The sequence below is a fragment of the Pseudomonas sp. PICF6 genome (assembly GCF_009831705.1).
GTDB classification, from domain to species: Bacteria; Pseudomonadota; Gammaproteobacteria; order Pseudomonadales; family Pseudomonadaceae; genus Aquipseudomonas; species Aquipseudomonas rhizophila.
The window spans coordinates 1-21,970 of the sequence record NZ_WUUD01000015.1 but is presented as its reverse complement, the minus strand read 5'-3'; the positions used below and the strand labels follow the sequence as shown (position 1 = coordinate 21,970).

Annotated in this window: 16 protein-coding genes; 7 read left to right on the top strand and 9 right to left on the bottom strand. The window is 60.8% G+C overall.

Translation table 11 applies throughout. The features are described from left to right. Positions 1–13 precede the first annotated feature (13 nt). The 4 genes from GSM73_RS07755 to GSM73_RS07740 all read right to left on the bottom strand — a co-directional run bounded on the left by GSM73_RS07755 (position 14) and on the right by GSM73_RS07740 (position 4,640). A complete protein-coding gene (locus GSM73_RS07755; protein WP_047227205.1) occupies positions 14–250 on the bottom strand; it encodes a DUF1653 domain-containing protein in 237 nt (78 codons plus the stop codon). 108 nt (positions 251–358) lie between these two features. Next, a complete protein-coding gene (gene fadA / locus GSM73_RS07750; protein WP_025212747.1) occupies positions 359–1,534 on the bottom strand; it encodes an acetyl-CoA C-acyltransferase FadA in 1,176 nt (391 codons plus the stop codon). A 30-nt stretch (positions 1,535–1,564) separates the two neighbouring features. After that, entirely contained in the window at positions 1,565–3,712 is a 2,148-nt protein-coding gene (gene fadB / locus GSM73_RS07745) for a fatty acid oxidation complex subunit alpha FadB (protein ID WP_047227204.1), read from the bottom strand. 490 nt (positions 3,713–4,202) lie between these two features. After that, on the bottom strand, positions 4,203–4,640 hold the full coding sequence (locus tag GSM73_RS07740) for a hypothetical protein (RefSeq protein WP_076385600.1): 438 nt from the start codon (positions 4,638–4,640) through the stop codon (positions 4,203–4,205). A gap of 110 nt (positions 4,641–4,750) precedes the next feature. On the opposite strand from GSM73_RS07740, the gene GSM73_RS07735 reads away from it, so the two are divergent. Then, entirely contained in the window at positions 4,751–5,191 is a 441-nt protein-coding gene (locus GSM73_RS07735; protein WP_047227202.1) for a universal stress protein, read from the top strand. Between the two features lie 168 nt (positions 5,192–5,359). On the opposite strand, the gene GSM73_RS07730 is transcribed toward GSM73_RS07735, so the two are convergent. Further along, positions 5,360–7,279, bottom strand: a complete 1,920-nt coding sequence (locus GSM73_RS07730) for an ATP-binding cassette domain-containing protein (protein WP_076385602.1) — start codon at positions 7,277–7,279, stop codon at positions 5,360–5,362. 215 nt (positions 7,280–7,494) lie between these two features. Here GSM73_RS07730 and GSM73_RS07725 point away from each other — a divergent pair, with 215 nt between their 5' ends. Next, on the top strand, positions 7,495–9,423 hold the full coding sequence (locus GSM73_RS07725) for a transglycosylase SLT domain-containing protein (protein WP_076385604.1): 1,929 nt from the start codon (positions 7,495–7,497) through the stop codon (positions 9,421–9,423). Positions 9,424–9,630: 207 nt separating this feature from the next. Here GSM73_RS07725 and GSM73_RS07720 read toward each other — a convergent pair whose 3' ends face one another. Continuing rightward, on the bottom strand, positions 9,631–11,409 hold the full coding sequence (locus tag GSM73_RS07720; protein ID WP_160892048.1) for an ABC transporter transmembrane domain-containing protein: 1,779 nt from the start codon (positions 11,407–11,409) through the stop codon (positions 9,631–9,633). 249 nt (positions 11,410–11,658) lie between these two features. Here GSM73_RS07720 and GSM73_RS07715 point away from each other — a divergent pair, with 249 nt between their 5' ends. After that, positions 11,659–11,838 carry a PA1571 family protein gene (locus GSM73_RS07715; protein WP_003199629.1) on the top strand — a complete coding sequence of 60 codons (180 nt, stop codon included), beginning with the start codon at positions 11,659–11,661 and terminating at the stop codon, positions 11,836–11,838. A 204-nt stretch (positions 11,839–12,042) separates the two neighbouring features. On the opposite strand, the gene pdxB is transcribed toward GSM73_RS07715, so the two are convergent. Then, on the bottom strand, positions 12,043–13,185 hold the full coding sequence (gene pdxB / locus GSM73_RS07710) for a 4-phosphoerythronate dehydrogenase PdxB (protein ID WP_076385608.1): 1,143 nt from the start codon (positions 13,183–13,185) through the stop codon (positions 12,043–12,045). 284 nt (positions 13,186–13,469) lie between these two features. On the opposite strand from pdxB, the gene GSM73_RS07705 reads away from it, so the two are divergent. Next, positions 13,470–14,873: an MATE family efflux transporter gene (locus tag GSM73_RS07705; RefSeq protein WP_160892046.1), complete on the top strand. Its 1,404-nt coding sequence runs from the start codon at positions 13,470–13,472 to the stop codon at positions 14,871–14,873. Here GSM73_RS07705 and tusA read toward each other — a convergent pair. Both tusA and rlmM read right to left on the bottom strand, forming a co-directional pair. Then, the gene (tusA, locus tag GSM73_RS07700) at positions 14,870–15,121 is read right to left on the bottom strand and encodes a sulfurtransferase TusA (RefSeq protein ID WP_047227197.1); all 252 of its coding nucleotides are present in this window, start codon (positions 15,119–15,121) and stop codon (positions 14,870–14,872) included. The genes GSM73_RS07705 and tusA overlap by 4 nt on opposite strands. A 187-nt stretch (positions 15,122–15,308) precedes the next feature. Further along, on the bottom strand, positions 15,309–16,382 hold the full coding sequence (gene rlmM / locus GSM73_RS07695; RefSeq protein WP_076385610.1) for a 23S rRNA (cytidine(2498)-2'-O)-methyltransferase RlmM: 1,074 nt from the start codon (positions 16,380–16,382) through the stop codon (positions 15,309–15,311). Between the two features lie 172 nt (positions 16,383–16,554). On the opposite strand from rlmM, the gene acnA reads away from it, so the two are divergent. From acnA to GSM73_RS07680, 3 genes are all read left to right on the top strand, one after another. Then, entirely contained in the window at positions 16,555–19,296 is a 2,742-nt protein-coding gene (gene acnA / locus GSM73_RS07690) for an aconitate hydratase AcnA (RefSeq protein WP_047227195.1), read from the top strand. Between the two features lie 125 nt (positions 19,297–19,421). After that, positions 19,422–20,210: a CPBP family intramembrane glutamic endopeptidase gene (locus tag GSM73_RS07685; RefSeq protein ID WP_107322911.1), complete on the top strand. Its 789-nt coding sequence runs from the start codon at positions 19,422–19,424 to the stop codon at positions 20,208–20,210. A 76-nt stretch (positions 20,211–20,286) separates the two neighbouring features. After that, on the top strand, positions 20,287–21,852 hold the full coding sequence (locus GSM73_RS07680; protein WP_076385612.1) for a PAS domain-containing methyl-accepting chemotaxis protein: 1,566 nt from the start codon (positions 20,287–20,289) through the stop codon (positions 21,850–21,852). Positions 21,853–21,970 lie beyond the last annotated feature (118 nt).

The following is a 21,970-nucleotide window of genomic DNA, read 5'->3' as shown; positions in this document are numbered from 1 at the left end:
CCCGGTATCGGCCTCAAGGCTTGGAAAAAAGGCTCTCTTCGGCCTGCACCAAAGCAAAGCGTGGCACCTGCTCGCCGTCAACTTCGACAGACTCCTGGAACATGCTCAACGGTCGCACCCAAAAGCCGTAATCGCCATACAGGGCTTGATAGAAGACCACTTCTTCCTCGGTCTCGGAATGCCGCGCGATGCTGAATACGCGGTACTGCGGACCTTTGTAATGTTGGTAGAGCCCAGGTTGTATCGGCATGCTTCGGCCCTCGCTCAAATATTTTTTAAATAAAAACAAAATCTTTTTTTCTAAACCCGGAAAAACAAAAACCGGGGCACTTGGCCCCGGCTTCCATCGACGTAACGCTTAGACGCGTTCGAAGACAGTGGCGATGCCCTGGCCAAGGCCAATGCACATAGTGGACACCCCAAAGGTGCCGCCGTTCTGCTTCATGACGTTGAGCAGCGTGCCGGAGATACGCGCACCGGAGCAACCGAACGGGTGACCCAGGGCGATCGCGCCGCCGTGCAGGTTAACCTTCTCGTTCATCTTGTCGAGCACTTTCAGATCTTTCAGCACTGGCAGGGCCTGTGCGGCGAAAGCTTCGTTGAGCTCGAAGAAGTCGATATCGGAAATACTCAGACCCGCACGCTTCAAGGCTTTCTGCGTCGCCGGTACTGGACCATAGCCCATGATTGCCGGATCAACACCGGCCACGGCCATCGAACGAATCACCGCCATCGGCTGGATGCCCAGGTCCTGGGCACGCTGGGCCGACATCACGATCATGCACGAAGCACCGTCGGTGATCTGCGAAGAAGTACCGGCTGTCACGGTGCCGCCCTTTGGATTGAAGGCCGGCTTGAGGGCCGCCAGGCTTTCCAGGGTGGTTTCCGGACGAATGGTTTCGTCGTAGTCGAACAATTTCAGGAAACCGTTCTCGTCATAGCCCTGCATCGGGATGATTTCGTCCTTGAACTTGCCTTCCACGGTCGCCTTGTGGGCGAGCTGGTGGGAGCGCACGCCGAAGGCGTCCTGCTGTTCGCGGGTGATGCCGTGCATTTTGCCGAGCATTTCCGCGGTCAGGCCCATCATGCCCGAGGCTTTCGCCGCGTACAGCGACATGTGCGGGTTCGGATCGACGCCGTGCATCATGCTCACGTGGCCCATGTGCTCGACACCGCCGACGACGAACACATCACCGTTGCCGGTCATGATCGCCTGAGCAGCGGTATGCAGCGCGCTCATGGACGAACCGCACAGACGGCTGACGGTCTGGCCGGCCGCGGTGTGAGGGATCTGGGTCATCAGCGAAGCCATGCGGGCGATGTTCCAGCCCTGCTCCAGGGTCTGGTTCACACAGCCCCAGATCACGTCTTCGACTTCGTTGGGGTCGACCTTGACGTTACGTTCCAGCAGCTTGCTGATCAGGTGCGCCGACATGTCTTCGGCGCGGGTGTTGCGGTGCATGCCGCCCTTGGAGCGGCCCATCGGCGTACGACCGAAGTCGACAATCACGACGTCTCTAGGATTCAAGCTCATAAATGTTCTCTCGCTCTAGTCGTTGGGCGCTTAACCGAAGAAGCTCTGGCCGTTCTTGGCCATTTCACGCAGCTTCGCGGTCGGGTGGTACAGCGCGCCCAAATCAGCGTACTGGTCTGCCAGGGCAACGAACTCGGCCACACCGATCGAATCGATGTAGCGCAGCGCACCGCCACGGAATGGAGGGAAACCGATACCGTAGACCAGACCCATGTCGGCTTCGGCGGCGGTTTCAACAATGCCGTCTTCCAGGCAACGCACGGTTTCAAGGCACAGCGGGATCATCATCCAGTTGATGATGTCCTCGTCGGTGACTTCGCGCTGCTCGTAGACGATCGGCTTGAGCACTTCCAGCACCGACGAATCGGCCACTTTCTTCTGCTTGCCGCGCTTGTCAGTCTCGTAGGCGTAGAAGCCCTTGCCGTTCTTCTGGCCCAGGCGCTTGGCTTCGTAGAGCACGTCGACGGCCGACCGGCGGTCGTCTTTCATGCGGTCCGGGAAGCCTTCAGCCATGACGTCACGACCATGGTGGCCGGTGTCGATGCCGACCACGTCCATCAGGTACGCAGGGCCCATTGGCCAGCCGAATTTTTCCATGATCTTGTCGATGCGCACAAAGTCCACACCGGCGCTGACCAGCTTGGCGAAACCGCCGAAGTATGGGAACAGTACGCGGTTGACCAAAAAGCCCGGGCAGTCGTTGACGACGATCGGGTTCTTGCCCATTTTCTTGGCGTAGGCCACGGTGGTGGCGATCGCTAGTTCGCTGGACTTCTCGCCACGGATCACTTCCACCAGCGGCATCATGTGCACTGGGTTGAAGAAGTGCATGCCGACGAAGTTTTCCGGACGCTTGAGGGCCTTGGCCAGCAGCGAGATGGAAATGGTCGAGGTGTTCGAAGCGAGGATGGTGTCCTCTTTGACCTTGTCTTCGACTTCAGCCAGTACCGCCTGCTTGACCTTCGGGTTCTCGACAACGGCTTCGACCACCAGGTCGACATGGCCGAAATCGCCGTAGGACAGGGTCGGACGAATGCCGTTGAGCACTTCGGCCATCTTCGCCGCGGTCATGCGACCTTTATCGACGCGGCCAACCAGCAGCTTGGCCGCCTCGGCCAGGCCTTGCTCGATCCCGTGTTCGTTGATGTCTTTCATCAGGATCGGCGTGCCTTTGGACGCCGACTGATAGGCGATACCGCCACCCATGATACCGGCGCCGAGTACGGCGGCCTGCTTCACGTCACGGGCGATTTCGTCGTAGGCCTTGGCCTTTTTCTTCAGTTCCTGGTCATTGAGGAACAGACCGATGAGGCTTTGTGCAGCCGAGGTCTTGGCCAGTTTGACGAAGCCGGCGGCTTCGACTTCCAGGGCCTTGTCGCGACCGAAGTTCGCGGCTTTCTGGATGGTCTTGATCGCTTCGACCGGCGCCGGGTAGTTCGGGCCTGCTTGACCTGCGACGAAACCCTTGGCGGTTTCGAAAGCCATCATTTGTTCGATGGCATTGAGCTTGAGCTTTTCCAGCTTCGGCTGGCGCTTGGCCTTGTAGTCGAACTCGCCACTGATGGCGCGCTTGATCGTTTCGAGGGCCGCTTCCTGGAGTTTGCCTGGCTCGACCACGGCATCCACGGCGCCGACTTTCAGTGCGTCTTCAGCACGGTTTTCCTTGCCGGCGGCAATCCACTCGATAGCGTTGTCGGCACCGATCAGGCGCGGCAGACGCACGGTACCGCCAAAGCCTGGGTAGATGCCCAGCTTGACTTCCGGCAGGCCGATCTTGGCCGTGCTGGACATGACGCGGTAATCCGCTGCCAGGCACATCTCAAGGCCGCCACCCAGGGCGATGCCGTTGATGGCCGCGACGGTCGGTACGTTGAGGTCTTCGAAGTCGCTGAAAATACGGTTCGCTTCGAGGTTGCCAGCGATCAGTTCGGCATCGGGCAGCTTGAAGTTATCGACGAATTCGGTGATGTCGGCGCCGACGATGAAGACGTCCTTGCCGCTGCTGACGATCACACCCTTGATCGAAGCATCTGCCTTGATAGTGTCCACAGCCTGACGCAGTTCATTCAGGGTTAGACGGTTGAACTTGTTGACGGACTCACCCTTGAGATCGAACTTCAGTTCGACGATGCCACTTTCAAGAGCCTTAACCGTGATGGCTTTACCTTCGTAAATCATCAACTGATCTCCACGATATGGAAGCTGAACAGTACACGTTGAACGCTGACTGCTGGTTCGGCATTGACGTTTACCGCCGATGCTACGCCAATCCGCCAGGCACACCCGTCAACGCGATAGTCGGGGTTCTGTAGGAACGTTCGGAAAATACAAACGCTCAATTCATACGCCCGTTTGATTTGGGTACGCCACCTTCACGGAATTTCCGACAATTGTCAATCGCGCTAAACAGGGGCTTGAACGCGACTTCCCGGTCATTTACGTACCGCACGGATCCGCAACACGGCGCTGCATGTACAGCCATTCATAGGATCAATAATTAGAAAAGTCGCCCTAATTCCAAGCGCGCTGGATTCAACCGACTACTCTGTCGGGAGCGCGATTGAAGATTTTGAGCAAAGGACGTTACGAACGAACGTCCGGATAGGCGTTTTGATTACCGGCCTGCCTGGCCAACCCGCCCGATGAGACTGTCGGGCTTTTTTATGCCTCAGGCCAGCGCCTTGAGCACCGCGCAAATATCCTGCAACACAGCGGCTTCGCCCTTCTCGCCCCAATATAAGGCGATCATTTGCCCGTCGGCCTCGATTTTGTAGACGTTGGCTGGCAATTTTTCGAAATGATTGAGCAACGACTCATCCTGGCAGACTTCGCGCCACTGATTGACCCATACGCCCGGCGCGGTTTGCCAGTAGGTCCAGATAGCCGGCTGCTTGCCCCGTCGGGGCCGATGGTACTGGGCGCAGGGGTTTGGCGCCTGCTGCCCGAGCCAGTGGGGCCACTCCTGCGGAGCCAGTTGCATGGCCAGGCCAAGGCGTCGCGCCTCCATGCGCAACGCCATGCGACCGCTCTGAACACGGGACGGGCGCAACCATGCCAGGGGGCTTAATACCACCAACAGGATTGACACCACTATCCAGACCGTCATATTCGTACTCCCCGAATTCTGATGAGCCCATTGACGATTGACCCACGTCGCCGTCGATGCGCTTGAAACCAGCCATACTTACCGTATCGCAATTCTCTGGAGTGCCTTCCATGTACTACGAACACGTCCTGGTCGCCGTCGACCTCACTGAAGAATGTGATCCCGTCGTCAAGCGTGCTCTGGCCCTTTGCGAAGGTCGAGACACCAAACTGTCGCTGGTTCACATCGTCGAACCCATGGCCATGGCCTTCGGTGGTGATGTGCCGATGGACCTTTCCCAGTTGCAACAACAACAATTCGATCAAGCCAAGGAACGCCTTGACCGGCTGATCGTGAAATACCCCGCCCTGAAAAAGGAATACAGCCACCTGACCTACGGCCAGCCGCGTCAGGAGATCCATCACCTGGCCAAGGAACAGGGTTGCGACCTGATCGTCGTGGGCAGCCATGGCCGTCATGGCCTGGCACTGCTGTTGGGCTCTACAGCCAACGACGTGCTGCATGGCGCGCCTTGCGATGTGCTCGCGGTGCATCTGGTCAAGCGCACATAAAACCTAAACCTGTGGGAGCGAGCCTGCTCGCGATAGCGTTGGGTCAGCCAATACCCATATTACTGACCCACCGCTATCGCGAGCAGGCTCGCTCCCACTGGGGAATAGCGTTTCAAATAGAAATCCCGGCGTTCATCTCTGAGCACCGGGATTCTTTACAACAGTGGATCAAGCGTCCAGTTCAGCCCAGCGCTCGACCAGCGCATCCAGCTCGGCCTGCAGCTGCTCCAGATGCGCGATCACCTTGGCGGTTTCAGCCGCAGGGCGCTGGTAGAAGCCAATGTCAGCCATTTCGGCTTGCACCGCTGCGATCTGCTGTTCCTTCGCGTCGATATCACCCGGCAATGCTTCCAGCTCACGCTGCAACTTGTAGCTGAGCTTCTTCTTTGCCGGTGCCGCCGCCGGTGCAGCAGCAACCGGAGCAGGCTCGGCCTTGACCACCGCCGAATTCAGGTCGGCCTTGCCGGACTTGCTCTCAGTCACGCCCAGCAAGCGCGGCGAGCCACCCTGGCGCAGCCAGTCCTGATAACCACCGACGTATTCACGCACCAGGCCTTCGCCTTCGAACACCAGGGTGCTGGTCACCACGTTGTCGAGGAATGCCCGGTCGTGGCTGACCATCAGCACAGTACCGTTGAAGGTCAGCAGCACCTCTTCCAGCAACTCGAGGGTTTCCACGTCCAGGTCGTTGGTCGGTTCGTCGAGCACCAGCAGGTTCGCCGGCTTGCTGAACAGTTTGGCCAGCAGCAGACGGGCACGTTCACCGCCGGACAGCGCCTTGACCGGGGTACGAGCACGTTGAGGGCTGAACAGGAAGTCGCCCAGATAGCTCAACACATGGCGGCTCTGGCCATCGATGTCGATGAAATCGCGGCCTTCGGCAACGTTGTCGATGACGGTTTTTTCAAGGTCCAACTGATGGCGCAACTGGTCGAAGTAGGCGACGTCGATCTTCGTGCCCTCCTCCACCTTGCCATTGGTCGGTACCAGACCGCCGAGCATCAGCTTGAGCAAGGTGGTCTTGCCGGTACCGTTGGCGCCCAGCAGACCAATGCGGTCACCACGCTGCAGCACCATGGAAAAGTCCTTGATCAGGAACGGGCCGCCAGGGTGCGCAAAACTCACGTTCTCAAGAACCATCACCTGCTTGCCGGACTTGTCAGCGGTATCCAGCTGAATATTGGCCTTGCCGGTGCGCTCGCGACGCTCACTGCGCTCCATGCGCAGCGCCTTGAGCGCTCGTACACGGCCTTCGTTGCGGGTGCGACGGGCCTTGATACCCTGGCGAATCCAGACTTCTTCCTGGGCCAGCTTCTTGTCGAACAGCGCGTTTGCGGTTTCTTCCGCCGCCAGCGCCGCTTCCTTGTGCACCAGGAAGCTGGCGTAGTCGCCGTTCCAGTCGATCAGGCCGCCGCGATCCAGTTCGAGGATACGGGTCGCCAGGTTTTGCAGGAAAGAACGGTCGTGCGTGATGAACAGCACCGCGCCCTGGAAATCCTTCAGGGCTTCTTCAAGCCAGGCGATGGCGCCGATGTCCAGGTGGTTGGTGGGCTCGTCGAGCAGCAGCAGGTCCGGCTCGGACACCAGGGCCTGGGCCAACAACACCCGGCGACGCCAGCCACCGGACAGCTCGGCCAGGGTCTTGTCGGCCGGCAGTTGCAGACGGCTCAGGGTGCTGTCCACCAACTGCTGCAGGCGCCAGCCATCGCGGGCCTCGAGGTCGTGCTGCACATGCATCAACTTGTCCAGGTCGGCATCAGTGACGATGTTCTGGCTCAGGTGGTGATACTCGGCCAGCAGCGCGCCGACACCGTCCAGGCCTTCGGCGACCACGTCGAACACCGTCCGCTCGTCGGCCACCGGCAGTTCCTGGGGTAATTCGCCGATTTTCAGGCCTGGCGCGCGCCAGACCGAGCCGTCATCGGGCTTCTGATCGCCCTTGACCAGCTTCATCATGCTGGACTTGCCAGTGCCGTTGCGGCCGATGATGCACACCCGCTCACCACGGGCGATCTGCCAGGACACCTTGTCCAACAACGGCATAGCGCCGAAAGCAAGGGACACATCGCTGAATTTGAGCAGGGTCATGAGCTTCTCCAAAAACCGGGCGCGCATTCTACCTGAGATGAGGCCTCAGAAGTCCGCCAATTTCGCCCTCGAAGCACTCTGCATAACAAATGTTGCGAACTTGCGCGGATGACCCCGCAAAGCTTTCGCCCATTGCTGGCAAAAGGCTAAGCTACAGACAGTTACCCTGGGGTCAAACCTTGGGCTTGTCATGTTTTTTTCTGCCCGGACGTATCATGCGCAGTCGCCTTTTCAGTGTTTTATCTTGCTTGTTTGTATGTGCCACTGCCGTTCAAACCGCCCAGGCGGTGGATATCTCCACCCAGCGTCAGTATTACGATGAAGCCAAGCGTGCCTTGGCCAAAGGTGATTCCGGCCCCTATTTTCGCTACAGCCAGGCCCTGCGTGACTATCCGCTGGAACCCTACCTGGCCTACGACGAACTGACCGCTCGCCTCAAGAGCGCCAGTAATGCCGAAATCGAGAAATTTCTCGCCGAACATGGCGACCTGCCCCAGGCCAACTGGATGAAGCTGCGCTGGTTGCGCTGGCTGGCCGACCGTGGCGATTGGGCGACCTTCGTCAAGTACTACGACCCCAAGCTCAACTTCACCGAACTGGACTGCCTCAACGCCCAGTATCAGCTCAGTCATGGCCTCAAGGCCGAAGGCTACGCCAACACCGAAAAGCTTTGGCTCACCGGCAAATCCCAACCGGCCGCGTGTGATGCGCTGTTCGGCCTGTGGGCGACCCAGGGTCAACTGACTGAACAGAAGCGCTGGGAGCGCGCCAAACTGGCCGCCCAGGCCCGCAATTATCCACTGGCTAAAAGCCTGATCAGCGGCCTGAGCACCCTCGCCCCTCGCGGCCAACTGCTGATAGACGTGGCGCAAAAACCGGAACTGCTCAATCAGCCATCGCGTTTCCGTCCGGCCGATGAGCCGATGGCCGATATCGTCAGCCTCGGCTTGCGGCGCCTGGCCCGTCAGGATCCAGAGAAAGCCATGGCGCTGTTGGACGGCTACGCCAGCACCATGCATTTTTCCAAGCCTGAGAAAGTCGCCATCGCCCGGGAAATTGGCCTGACCCTGGCCAAGCGTTTCGACAGTCGCGCCTTGGGCGTGATGACAAAATATGACCCGGAACTGCGCGACGATACCGTCTCGGAATGGCGCTTGCGCCTGCTGTTGCGCCTGGCCCGCTGGGACGACGCCTATGAGTTGACCCGCCGCCTGCCCGAGACGCTGGCCAGCACCAGTCGCTGGCGTTACTGGCAGGCCCGCAGCCTGGAGCTGGCGCAGCCTCAGAATCCCGAGGCGCTGACGCTTTACAAGCATCTGGCCCGTGAGCGGGACTTCTACGGTTTCCTGGCCGCCGATCGTTCTCAATCGCCCTATTCGCTCAACAACAAGCCGCTGGTGATGAGCCAGGCGCTGATCAATAAAGTGCGCAACACACCGGGTATTCGTCGGGCCCTGGAGTTTCATGCCCGGGGTCAGATCGTCGACGGTCGCCGCGAGTGGTATCACGTCACTCGCCACTTCAACCGGGACGAGATGGTCGCCCAGGCGAAACTGGCCTACGACCTGAAATGGTACTTCCCGGCGATCCGCACCATCAGCCAGGCCAAGTATTGGGATGACCTGGATATTCGCTTCCCAATGGCCTACCGCGACACTCTGGTGCGTGAAGCCAAGGTTCGCGGCCTGCATTCAAGCTGGGTGTTCGCCATCACTCGACAGGAAAGTGCCTTCATGGAAGATGCGCGCTCCGGTGTTGGCGCCAGCGGCCTGATGCAGTTGATGCCGGCCACCGCCAAGGAAACCGCACGCAAGTTCAACATCCCGCTGGCCTCGCCCAAGCAAGTGCTGAACCCGGACAAGAACATCCAGCTGGGCGCGGCGTACCTGAGCCAGGTTCACAGCCAGTTCAACGGCAACCGCGTCCTGGCCTCCGCCGCCTACAACGCCGGCCCTGGTCGGGTGCGCCAGTGGCTGCGCGGTGCCGACCACCTGAGCTTCGATGTCTGGGTCGAAAGCATCCCCTTCGACGAAACCCGGCAATACGTACAGAACGTGTTGTCGTACTCGGTGATCTACGGCCAGAAACTCAACTCGCCGCAACCGCTGGTGGACTGGCATGAGCGCTATTTTGATGATCAGTGAGTGGGCAGCAGCAAGCCATAGGCTTCAAGCGGCAAGTTGTTCCTGAAAAAATGCCCGCATCTTTCGATGCGGGCATTTTTTTGCTCGGTTGCAGACCCTGTGGGAGCGAGCCTGCTCGCGATAGCGGTGTGACAGTCGACCTCATGGTTGCCTATCTGCCCCTATCGCGAGCAGGCTCGCTCCCACATTGGTTTCGGCTCGGCAGGCTCACGGAACAGAATCACCCTGCTGATTGAACTGCAACGCTGCCAATCGCGCATACAGCGCGTTACTGGCCACCAGTTCCTGATGGGTGCCCACGGCGACTACTTTGCCCTGGTCCATCACCGCGATCCGGTCGGCATTTTTCACCGTGGCCAGGCGGTGGGCGATGACCAGGGTGGTGCGATTTTTCATCAGGCTGGGCAGCGCTTGCTGGATCAAGTGTTCGCTTTGCGCGTCGAGGGCGCTGGTGGCTTCGTCCAATAGCAGGATCGGTGCGTCCACCAACAGCGCTCGGGCGATGGCCAGACGCTGGCGTTGACCGCCGGATAACCCCAGACCGCCGTCACCCAGGTGGGTCTGGTAACCCTCCGGCATTTTTTCGATGAAATCGTGGGCATGGGCAATCTGCGCGGCTTCGCGCACCTGCTCGGACGTCGCCTCGGGATTGCCGTAGCGGATGTTCTCTTCAACCGTGCCGAAAAACAGCGCCGGGTTCTGCGAAACCAGGGCGAAATGGCGACGCAGGTCCAGTGGATCGAGCTGGGTCAGCGGCACATCATCGATGAGAATCCGCCCTTGCGCCGGGTCGTAGAAGCGCAGGAGCAAGTCATACACCGTGGATTTCCCGGCACCGGACGGCCCGACCAGGGCCAGGGTCTCGCCAGCCTGGACGCTCAGGTCCAGGCCGTCGACCGCATAGCTGTCTGGCCGGGACGGATAAGAGAAGCGCACGCCTTCGAGACGCAAATCACCCCGTACCCGCTCAGGCAGAGTCACCAGGCCAGAAACCGGCGGCTGGATGATGTTTTCCGAGCGCAGCAATTCGGCAATGCGCTCAGCCGCACCAGCCGCCCGCTGCAACTCGCCGATGACTTCGCTCAGGGTGCCGAAGGCGCTGCCGACGATCAGGCTGTAGAACACAAACGCCGCCAGCTCACCCCCGGAAATCCGTCCGGCGATCACATCCATGCCCCCGACCCAGAGCATCACCCCCACCGCCCCCAGCACCAGCACGATCACCAGTGTGATCAGCCAGGCCCGCTGGGCGATGCGCTTGCGGGCGGTGTCGAAGGCCTGCTCCACGGTCACGGCAAAGCGCCGTTCATCCTGGACCTGATGGTTGTAGGCCTGCACGGTTTTGATCTGGCCGAGGGTCTCGGAGACGTAGCTACCGACATCGGCAATGCGGTCCTGGCTCTGGCGTGACAGGCTGCGCACCCGCCGCCCGAATATCAGGATCGGCGCCAAGACCAACGGCAGCGCGATCACCACGATACTGGTGAGTTTGGGGTTGGTGATGAACAACAACACAATGCCGCCGACCACCATCAAGGCGTTACGCAAGAATAGCGACAACGACGAGCCGATTACTGACTGCAACAAGGTCGTATCGGCGGTCAGGCGCGACTGGATTTCCGAGCTGCGGTTGTTTTCGTAAAAGCCCGGGTGCAGGTACACCAGATGGTTGAAGACCTGCCGGCGGATATCGGCCACCACTCGTTCGCCAATCCAGGACACCAGGTAGAAACGGGAAAAAGTGCCGATCGCCAATCCCACCACGAGCACCATGAACAGGCCAATGGACTGGTTGAGCAGGTGCGGGGAGCGCGTCATGAAGCCCTGGTCCACCAGCAACCGGATGCCTTGCCCCATGGACAAAGTGATTGCGGCGGTGACGATAAGGGCCAATAAGGCGCCAGCAACCTGCTTGCGATAAGGAGCAATGAAGCCACTGGCCAGGCGTATGGCACGGCGTTGTTGGGAAGAGAGCATCAGAAGCATCCGATAATGCAGCAGGAAATGGACCGCCCGGCGACACCGAAGCGCAGCGGAACTTGGTTGAATCAGAATGAGTCAGGTTAAATATGACCGTAGCGACTAGAGGCTAGATGTTATCGGTCTAAAGTCTGGCTGGAAACGCGACCGTGTTTCTGATTGAGTGGAGCTGTCGCCATGAACCTACAAGGAGTGTCATGGCTCGGTCACCTGGCGACACTAAAATAGGCACACAACCTGATGAGGAGACAGGCCATGTCCTTGCAACACAGCAGCGACGACAAGATTCAAGTGATCCGCACGCAACCGGACCAGTCTCTGGGCTGCTCGTTCATCGACGCCCAAGGGCGCGAAGTACCGATCACCGAAGACATGATCCAGAAAGCCTGCAGCGAGCTGGAAAAACGACTGGTCAAGCCTGCCGAACAAAAGTGATACAGCCCGTCTTCATTGAACCCGACCATGATGTCGGGTTTTTTATGCCCGCAGCCTTTGCGGGCTCCTGTGACCTGGCGCTTGTGGGTTGGCTCTTGTGGCGAGGGAGCTTGCTCCCGCTCGGCTGCGCAGCAGACGCCAGGTTTTGGGCCTGCTTCGCAGTCCAGCGGGAGCAAGCTCCCTCGCCACAAAAGCGATCCACGATTAAAGGCTGGTGGCGCCCAGAGCGCTCACGATCTGTTGCAACGCCGGCGACTGCCCCTCGATGCGAACCTTCAGGCTGTCGATCTCCCGACGCGGCGGATAATGCTTGCGCAGGGCATCGAAAGCGCTGCGTTGGTCGCTGACCGTTCCCACCAGGCTGCGACGAAAATCCGCGTCGTCACGACGTGGGTCATACACGCCACGGCACAACATCGCCAGCGCCCAGGCCGGATCAGTGTCAGCGTCCAGCGTGATGCCGCCCAGCCATGGCCGGGGCAGCAGATCGCTCAACCGGACCGCAACCGGTTGCTCGAGGAATGCGCACAAGGATTCGTAGATCTGCGCCGTACCACGCTGGCGACCATCGAGGCTGTAGCCGGCAATGTGCGGGGTGGCGATCACGCACAGGTCGGCCAGATCCGCATCCACGCTCGGCTCATGCTCCCAGACATCCAGCACCGCTTGCAGGTCTTCGCGTTCCAGCAACACCTCGCGCAGCGCCGTGTTGTCGATCACCGGTCCACGGGCTGCGTTGATCAGCCAGGTACCGGGCTGGAGCCGGCGCAGGCGCTGCTCATCGAACAGGTGCCAGGTCGGTTGCGCGCCGTCGCGAGTCAACGGTGTGTGCAGGCTGATCACATCGCACTGCTCGATGATCTGTTCCAGACTCACGTAGTCGCCGCCTTCGGCAGCCTGACGGGGTGGATCGCAGACTTTCACCGTCCAACCCAGGCCCTTGAGCACCTCAACCAACCGCCCGCCCACCTGCCCGGCACCGACCACGCCAAAGGTGCGTTGCTTGAGGTCCGCGCCTTCGATTTCAGCCAGGGTCATCAGGCTGCCCAGCACGTAGTCCACCACGCCACGGGCGTTGCAACCCGGTGCGCTGGCCCAACGAATACCGGCCTCGGCGAAATAATCCAGATCCAGGTGATCGGTGCCGATGGTGCAGGTGCCGACGAACTTCACCTTGCTGCCTTCCAGCAGCGTGCGGTTGACCTGGGTGACGGAGCGCACCAGCAACACATCGGCCTGCTCGACCATTGTCCGGTCAATCCCCCGGCCCGGGACCCGGCGGATCTCGCCAAACCCTTGGAAAAACGCATCGAGCAGGGGAATATTTTCGTCGGCGACAATCAGCATGGCAGAGCTCCTTTGGCGGGATGGGCAGTGTAGGCGTTCCGTTAGGCCTGTGCATTACCCGAAGCAAATGATGTTGTGGCGAGGGGATTTATCCCCGCTGGGTGCGCAGCACCCCAACGACTTTGCGACTGCTGCGCAGTCGAGCGGGGATAAATCCCCTCGCCACAAGGTATTCGCAAGCCAGCTAAACGATTACAAATCCACAACACAGGTTTTTTCCTGACCACTGTGTCAAGGCGTAGAATGCGCCGCCTCGCGCTTATCTTTTTTCGGACGTTTCGCCTGTGAATCCTGTGATCGACCACGCCACCACCCTCTCCCGCCCGGCCCGGGTTCGCCTGGAGCTCAAGACGCTGCTGGCCCTGGCATTGCCGATCATGGTGGCGCAGCTGGCGACCACTGCCATGGGCTTTGTCGACGCGGTGATGGCCGGCCGGGTCGGACCACGGGACCTGGCGGCGGTGGCACTGGGCAATTCGATCTGGGTGCCGGTGTTCCTGTTGATGACCGGCACACTGTTGGCCACCACGCCGAAAGTCGCCCAGCGCTTCGGCGCCGGCACGTTCGACGAGATTGGTCCGCTGGTGCGCCAGGCGTTGTGGCTGGCGCTGGTGGTGGGGTTGATTGCCACGCTGGCGCTGCTCGGCGCCGAACCGATCCTGCACATCATGAACGTGGACCCCGAACTGATCGGTCCTTGCATGGAGTACCTGCAAGGCATCGCCACCGGCCTGCCGGCGGTGGCGCTGTATCACGTGCTTCGCTGCTTCAGCGACGGCCTGGGCCGAACGCGACCGGCGATGGTCCTGGGTTTGTGCGGGCTGGCGCTGAACATCCCGCTCAATTACATCTTCATTTACGGGCATCTGGGCCTGCCCGCCATGGGCGGCGTCGGTTGCGGCTGGGCCACGGCCCTGGTGATGTGGTTCATGGCCCTGGGCATGGCCGGTTGGGCGCGCTGGGCGCCGGCCTACCAGTCGAGCCGGCTATTCAACCGCTTCGACTGGCCACAATGGACCGTCATCAAGCGCCTGCTGGGTATCGGCCTGCCGATTGGCATCGCGGTATTTGCCGAATCGAGCATTTTTGCAGTGATTGCCCTGCTGATCGGCAGCCTCGGCGCCACCGTGGTGGCCGGGCACCAGATCGCCCTGAACTTCAGCTCTCTGGTGTTCATGATTCCCTATTCGTTGGGCATGGCTGTGACGGTGCGGGTCGGCCAGGCCCTGGGCCGGCGCCAGCCGCGCGAAGCGCGCTTCGCCGCCGGAGTCGGCATGGGTACGGCGCTGGCGTATGCCTGCCTGTCGGCGAGCCTGATGTTCTGGCTGCGCGGGCCCATCGCGGCGATCTATACCGGCGATCCGGTGGTGATCGAAGTGGCGTCGATGTTGATCGTCTATGCGGCGTTGTTTCAGTTTTCCGACGCGATCCAGGTCACGGCGGCGGGCGCGTTGCGCGGCTACCAGGACACCCGGGTGACGATGATCCTGACGCTGTTCGCCTACTGGGGCATTGGCCTGCCCGTGGGTTACATCCTGGGCCTGACCGACTGGCTCGGCACCGCCAGCGGTCCGAGCGGGTTGTGGCAGGGCCTGATCGTGGGCTTGAGCTGCGCAGCGCTGATGCTGTCGATCCGCCTGACACGCAGCGCACGCAAGCAGATCCGCATCAGTCGTTCGGCGGACTAAGCGAGCTTCTTGCGGATCCAGTAGCGGTAGGTGCCATCGACCTCGTCCTGGGCCACCAGTTCGTGGTCGAGGAACACACAGAACTTGGGAATGTCGCGACGGGTCGAGGGGTCGGTGGCAATCACCTTCAACAGCCCGCCGGGCATCAGGTCGCGGATGTGCTGGTGCAGCATCATCACCGGCTCCGGGCAATTGAGGCCGGTGGCATCCAGCGTGCCGTCGACCGGCGTATCGTTCATTTCACTCATGTTCTACTCCTGAAACTGGCGGGCATTGTCGCGCAATGTCGGTGCAAGGTCACCTCTGGCTTAACACTGCCCCCTGTGGGAGCGAGCCTGCTCGCGATAGCGTCGGGCCACCCAACATCGATGTCCACTGATGCACCGATATCGCGAGCAGGCTCGCTCCCACAGGGATTTCATTGCCTTTCAAGCGCTAGCGGGACTTGGGCTTTTTGGCGTCCAGCCGCCGCAGATGGCACGTCACTTCCTCACGGTCGTGGTACAGCTGCTTGCAGCCGATCTCGACCTTGATGCCCCGGGCCTTGAAGCCGTCGGCGATACGTTCGAGCAGGCGTTTCACTTCGGCGTAACGCTGCTTCATCGGCAGCTTGAGGTTGACCACCGCCTCGCGGCAGTGCCCTTCGCCGATCCACTCTTCCAGCATCGCCGCATTACGCGCCGGCTTCTCGACGATGTCGCAGACCATCCAGTCCACCGGCTGCTTGGGCTTGAACGTAAAGCCGTCCGCCATCAGATGCTGCACCAGGCCAGTGTCCATCAGGCTTTCGGCCATCGGCCCGTTGTCGATGGCCGTCACCAGCATGCCGCGGTTGACCAGTTGCCAGGTCCAGCCGCCCGGCGCGGCGCCTAGGTCCACACCGGTCATGTCGCTGTGCAGGCGCTCGTCCCACTGATCCCGAGGAATAAAGTGGTGCCAGGCCTCTTCAAGCTTGAGGGTGGACCGGCTCGGCGCCTCCCGAGGAAATTTCAGGCGTGGAATGCCCATCGGCCACATGGCCGAATTATCGGCCTGCGCCAGGCCCAGGAAGACTTCGCGACCGCTCTTGAAGGTCAACAGCAGGCGTGGCTTGTACGGGTCATCCACCAGTTTGCCGGCGCCGGTCAGCGCCTTGCGCAGCGGCCCTTCGAATTTCTTGCAGAAGTTCGACAGCTCTTTACCGTCATTGGTGTCCACCACCTCCAGCCACAAGCTGCCGCAGGTCGGGAAGGCGCTCATGTGGGCCAGGATGACACTGATGCGGTCGGTTTCCGGCAGATCGATGAAGCTGCCGCGCGCCCACTGGCGCGGAAAAATCAGCTCGGCGAAACGCTGGCCGCGCATCAGTCGCTCGGCACCGTCGTCTTCGGTACAGACAAATTCGGCGCAGGCGCTGGCCGGCTTGGCCTTGGCGTAGCCGGCCACGTTCAGCCGTGCGGCGTGTTCGGCGATCTCGGAACAGACCTCGCCTTCGAAACCTGGTCGGCAGTGCATGAAAAGCGTGTTCATTGAAACTCCGTAGCAAAGCCTGTCACGAAAACCGGCGCATGATAGCGGAGTTCGGAACCCCAAACCCGCTCGTAGAGTCCAGTGATTAGTCATACGCTCAAAACAGGGCTAGGTTAAAGGCTCTGTCCGTCCCGTCAGTCCGTAGCCGTGCGGACTCAAAGGAGTCATTTCAATGCCGTCCCTCGATAGCCTGAAAACCCTTAAAACGCTGCAAGTCGACGCCAGGATTTACCACTATTTCAGCCTGCCCGACGCCGCCCGAAGCCTGGGAGACCTGGACCGGTTGCCCATGTCCCTCAAAGTGCTGCTGGAGAACCTGCTGCGCTGGGAAGATGAAAAAACGGTCACCGGCACCGATCTCAAGGCCCTCGCCGGCTGGCTGAAGGAGCGTCGTTCCGACCGGGAAATTCAATACCGTCCTGCTCGGGTACTGATGCAAGACTTCACCGGCGTCCCGGCCGTGGTCGATCTGGCCGCCATGCGCGCCGCCATGGAAAAGGCCGGTGGCGATCCGCAGCGGATCAACCCGCTGTCACCCGTGGACCTGGTGATCGACCACTCGGTGATGGTGGACAATTTCGCCAGCAGCCAGGCGTTCGAACAGAACGTCGACATCGAAATGCAGCGCAACGGAGAGCGCTACGCCTTCCTGCGTTGGGGCCAGAGCGCCTTCGACAATTTTAGCGTGGTGCCGCCGGGCACCGGCATCTGCCACCAGGTCAACCTCGAATACCTGGGCCGCACCGTGTGGACCAAAGAGGAAGACGGACGGACCTATGCGTTCCCGGACACCTTGGTGGGCACCGATTCCCACACCACCATGATCAACGGCCTCGGTGTACTGGGCTGGGGCGTCGGCGGGATTGAGGCCGAAGCGGCCATGCTCGGCCAGCCGGTGTCGATGCTGATTCCAGAAGTCATCGGTTTCAAACTCATCGGCAAGCTGCGCGAAGGCATCACCGCCACCGACCTGGTGCTGACGGTCACCCAAATGCTGCGCAAGAAAGGTGTGGTGGGCAAATTCGTCGAGTTCTATGGCGACGGCCTTGCCGACCTGCCGCTGGCCGACCGCGCCACCATCGCCAACATGGCCCCGGAATACGGCGCCACCTGCGGTTTCTTCCCGGTGGACGACGTGACCCTGGACTACCTGCGCCTGTCCGGACGTCCGACCGAAACCGTGAAGCTGGTGGAAGCCTACTGCAAGGCTCAGGGCCTGTGGCGGCTGCCCGGCCAGGAACCGGTATTCACCGACACGCTGGAACTGGACATGGGGAGTGTCGAGGCCAGTCTCGCCGGGCCCAAGCGTCCTCAAGACCGGGTCTCACTGCCGAATGTCGGCCAGGCTTTCAGCGACTTCCTGGGCCTGAACGTCAAACCCACCAGCAAGGAAGAAGGCCGCCTGGAAAGCGAGGGTGGCGGTGGGGTCGCGGTAGGCAACGCCGATCAGGTGGGGGAAAGCGAATACGAGTTCGAGGGCCGGACCCATCGCCTGAAAAACGGCGCAGTGGTGATTGCGGCCATTACCTCTTGCACCAACACCTCCAACCCCAGCGTGATGATGGCCGCCGGGCTGCTGGCGAAAAAAGCCGTGGAGAAAGGCCTGACCCGTAAGCCGTGGGTCAAGAGTTCCCTGGCGCCAGGTTCGAAGGTGGTCACCGATTACTACAAGGCCGCCGGGCTGACCGAGTACCTGGACAAACTGGGTTTCGATCTGGTGGGTTACGGTTGCACGACCTGTATCGGCAACTCGGGGCCGTTGCCCGAGCCGATCGAAAAAGCCATCCAGAGCGCCGACCTGACGGTGGCCTCGGTGCTGTCGGGTAATCGTAACTTCGAAGGCCGCGTGCACCCGTTGGTAAAAACCAACTGGCTGGCGTCGCCGCCCCTGGTGGTCGCCTATGCCCTGGCCGGCACGGTGCGCATCGACATCAGCAGTGAACCGCTGGGCAACGACCGCGACGGCAACCCGGTGTACCTGCGCGATATCTGGCCCAGCAGCCAGGAAGTCGCTAACGCGGTGGCCCAGGTCAACACCAGCATGTTCCACAAGGAATACGCCGCCGTGTTTGCCGGTGATGAGCAATGGCAGGCTATCGAGGTGCCGCAAGCCGCGACTTACGTCTGGCAATCGGACTCAACCTACATCCAGCACCCGCCGTTCTTCGAGAACATCAGTGGGCCGCCACCGGCCATCAACAATGTCGAAGGCGCACGAATCCTGGCTTTGCTCGGCGACTCGGTGACCACCGACCACATCTCTCCGGCCGGCAATATCAAGACCGACAGCCCGGCCGGCCGTTATCTGCGCGAACAGGGCGTGGAGCCCCGGGACTTCAACTCCTACGGTTCAAGACGCGGCAACCATCAGGTCATGATGCGCGGCACCTTCGCCAATATCCGGATCCGCAACGAAATGCTCGGCGGCGAAGAAGGCGGCAATACGATCTACATCCCCAGTGGCGAGAAAATGCCGATCTACGACGCCGCCATGTCGTATCAGGCCATGGGCACGCCCCTGGTGGTGATCGCCGGACAGGAATATGGCACCGGCTCGAGTCGGGACTGGGCCGCCAAGGGCACCAATCTGTTGGGGGTCAAAGCGGTGATCGCCGAGAGCTTCGAGCGCATCCATCGCTCCAACCTGGTGGGCATGGGCGTGCTGCCGTTGCAGTTCAAGCTCGATCAGAATCGCAAGAGCCTGAACCTCACCGGCAAGGAAACCCTGGACATCCTGGGCCTGAGCGACGTCGAACTGACGCCACGCATGAACCTGCCACTGATCATCACCCGCGAGGACGGCCGCCAGGAGCGGATTGAAGTGTTGTGCCGGATCGACACCTTGAATGAAGTGGAATATTTCAAGGCTGGGGGGATTTTGCACTACGTCCTACGGCAATTGATTTCAGAATAAAAAGAAGCGTCTTACGAAAACACCGCCTGTTAATAGGCGGTGTTTTCGTATGGGTCTGCCTATAATCCCGCCGGTCCTGCCATCACCATCGCCACAAACGGTTCTTCAGTCTCAAAGGATGTGATATGCCTGCCCTGCCCTGGCCATACCTGGCCTTCCTTTCCATCGGCTATGCCTTGGCCCTGGCCTTCGGCCATCTGGCCTGGACTGCTGCGATCTCGGTCGCGCTGCTGCTGTTCGCCGGGTATGCGGTGCGCCAGCAGCAGACACCGGTCGGGCAGTTTCTCGGCCACGCCCTGTTTGTGGTGATGGCCCTGGCGTTGGCCTTGCACTGGATGCCGGGTTTTTTCAATGGCCGGGCAATCGCGCCGCAACGTTTTACCGACGATGCCGTGCCGTTTGCCATGTACCTGAACCAGGACAAGCCACTGATCGGCTTCTGGTTACTGCTGGCGTGTCCCTGGATCGTCGGCAGGCGCTCGTTTCGCCTGTCGCTACAGGCCACGGCCCTGGGGCTGACCCTGAGCGCCGTGCTGGCGCTGGGCGGGGCGATGCTGCTGGGAATGATCCATTGGGCACCGAAGTGGCCGGAGTCGGCCTGGATATGGGTACTCAATAATCTTTTATTGGTGACGTTGGTGGAGGAAGCGCTGTTTCGTGGCTACATTCAGGGTGGCCTGAGCCGACGCTTCAAACATCTGAACTATGGCGACAATCTGGCATTAATCCTGGCCTCACTGCTGTTCGGCCTGGTGCATGCCGGGGCGGGATGGCAATGGGTGTTGCTGTCGGGCATGGCGGGGGTCGGTTATGGCCTGGCTTATCGCTTTGGTGGGCTGGGCGCGGCGATTGCCGCCCACTTTGGCCTCAATCTGCTTCATTTCGCCCTATTTACCTACCCGATGCTGGCGTGATACCGACCGGAAAAATAACTTCAATAAAAACCTGACGACGCCGACAACCTTTCAAAGCCTTGCGGATCTACACACCATGCGTAACAACCAGCCCGTCACACAACGCGAAAGGACCTTCCCGGCCCAACAACGTCTGATTTCCACTACCGATGCCAAAGGTGTGATCACCTATTGCAACGACGCGTTCGTTGAAATCAGCGGGTTTTCCAAGGAGGAACTGATCCGCTCGCCCCACAACCTGGTACGCCATCCCGATGTGCCGTCGGCCGTGTTCGCCCATATGTGGAACACGCTCAAACAAGGCTTGCCATGGATGGGTATCGTCAAGAATCGCTGCAAGAGCGGTGACCATTACTGGGTCAACGCCTATGTCACCCCCGTGTTCGAAGGTAACCAGGTGATCGGCTACGAGTCGGTGCGGGTCAAGCCCAGCGCCGAGCAGATCAGCCGGGCCGAAGCGCTCTATCAACGCATCAATCAGGGCAAGCCGGCGATCCCGCGCAGCGACAAATGGTTGCCGATCCTGCAGGACTGGCTGCCGTTTATCCTGGTCAGCCAGTTGAGCTTCGTCGTTGGTGCGTTTCTCAATTCCTCCTGGGGCTTTGCCCTGGCTGCCGTGCTCTCGGTGCCCCTGGGCCTGATGGGCCTGCAATGGCAACAGCGCGGGATCAAGCGCCTGCTGCGTCTGGCCGAGCAAACCACCTCCGATCCGTTGATCGCCCGGATGTACACCGACAGTCGAGGCGTCCAGGCGCGCCTGGAGATGTCGATCCTCAGCCAGGAAGCTCGCCTGAAAACCTGCCTGACCCGGTTGCAGGACACTGCCGAACACCTCAACGAGCAGGCGCGGCAGTCGAATTCGCTGGCCCATAACAGCTCCAGTGGGCTGGAACGCCAACGAGTGGAGACCGAACAGGTGGCCACCGCCGTCAACGAGATGGCCGCGACGACCCAGGAAGTCGCCAGCCACGTGCAACGCACCGCCGACGCCACCCAGGAAGCCAATCGTCTGACCAGTCGTGGACGCGACATCGCCGGGGAAACCCGTGAAGCCATCGAACGTTTGTCGGTGGTGGTGGGCGAGACCGGGCAGACCGTGACCCAGCTGGCCAAGGACAGCGACGAGATTGGTGGCGTGGTGGACGTGATCAAAGGCATTGCCGACCAGACCAACCTGCTGGCCCTCAACGCCGCCATCGAAGCGGCCCGCGCCGGAGAGATGGGTCGCGGCTTTGCCGTGGTGGCGGACGAAGTGCGCCAACTGGCGCAACGTACCAGTGAATCCACCGGGCAGATCCACGCCCTGATCGCCAAGCTCCAGCAAACCGCCACCAATGCCGTGCAGACCATGGATGCCGGCCACCGCCAGGCTGAAGAAGGCGTGGCTCGGGTCATGGAGGCGGACGCAGCGCTGGTGGGCATCAGTGAAGCGGTGGCCAACATCACCGACATGACCACCCAGATCGCTGCCGCTACCGAAGAGCAGAGTTCGGTGGCCGAAGAGATCAGCCGCAACATCAGCAACATCTCGGAACTGGCCGACCAGACCTCGGGCCAGGCCCACAGCTCGGCGCTACTGAGCGAAGAACTGACCCGCACCGCCAATACGCAGTATTCGCTGGTGGAGCGGTTCAACCGCTGATAGAGGCCTGCCTCATGAAAAACCCGGACAGCGCAAGCTTCCGGGTTTTTTGTTGCCTGACAGGCCGCTATCGCGAGCAGGCTGAACTGGTCAAGTAATTCTGGACACCAGTTAAGGT

Coding starts and splice junctions, on each gene's coding strand:
- GSM73_RS07755 (WP_047227205.1), bottom strand. CDS start 250: ATGCCGATACAACCTGGGCTCTACCAACATTACAAAGGTCCGCAGTAC.
- GSM73_RS07730 (WP_076385602.1), bottom strand. CDS start 7,279: ATGACCCTGCTCAAATTCAGCGATGTGTCCCTTGCTTTCGGCGCTATG.
- GSM73_RS07725 (WP_076385604.1), top strand. CDS start 7,495: ATGCGCAGTCGCCTTTTCAGTGTTTTATCTTGCTTGTTTGTATGTGCC.
- GSM73_RS07735 (WP_047227202.1), top strand. CDS start 4,751: ATGTACTACGAACACGTCCTGGTCGCCGTCGACCTCACTGAAGAATGT.
- GSM73_RS07685 (WP_107322911.1), top strand. CDS start 19,422: ATGCCTGCCCTGCCCTGGCCATACCTGGCCTTCCTTTCCATCGGCTAT.
- fadB (WP_047227204.1), bottom strand. CDS start 3,712: ATGATTTACGAAGGTAAAGCCATCACGGTTAAGGCTCTTGAAAGTGGC.
- GSM73_RS07720 (WP_160892048.1), bottom strand. CDS start 11,409: ATGCTTCTGATGCTCTCTTCCCAACAACGCCGTGCCATACGCCTGGCC.
- tusA (WP_047227197.1), bottom strand. CDS start 15,121: ATGAGTGAAATGAACGATACGCCGGTCGACGGCACGCTGGATGCCACC.
- GSM73_RS07740 (WP_076385600.1), bottom strand. CDS start 4,640: ATGACGGTCTGGATAGTGGTGTCAATCCTGTTGGTGGTATTAAGCCCC.
- GSM73_RS07680 (WP_076385612.1), top strand. CDS start 20,287: ATGCGTAACAACCAGCCCGTCACACAACGCGAAAGGACCTTCCCGGCC.
- fadA (WP_025212747.1), bottom strand. CDS start 1,534: ATGAGCTTGAATCCTAGAGACGTCGTGATTGTCGACTTCGGTCGTACG.
- GSM73_RS07715 (WP_003199629.1), top strand. CDS start 11,659: ATGTCCTTGCAACACAGCAGCGACGACAAGATTCAAGTGATCCGCACG.
- pdxB (WP_076385608.1), bottom strand. CDS start 13,185: ATGCTGATTGTCGCCGACGAAAATATTCCCCTGCTCGATGCGTTTTTC.
- rlmM (WP_076385610.1), bottom strand. CDS start 16,382: ATGAACACGCTTTTCATGCACTGCCGACCAGGTTTCGAAGGCGAGGTC.
- acnA (WP_047227195.1), top strand. CDS start 16,555: ATGCCGTCCCTCGATAGCCTGAAAACCCTTAAAACGCTGCAAGTCGAC.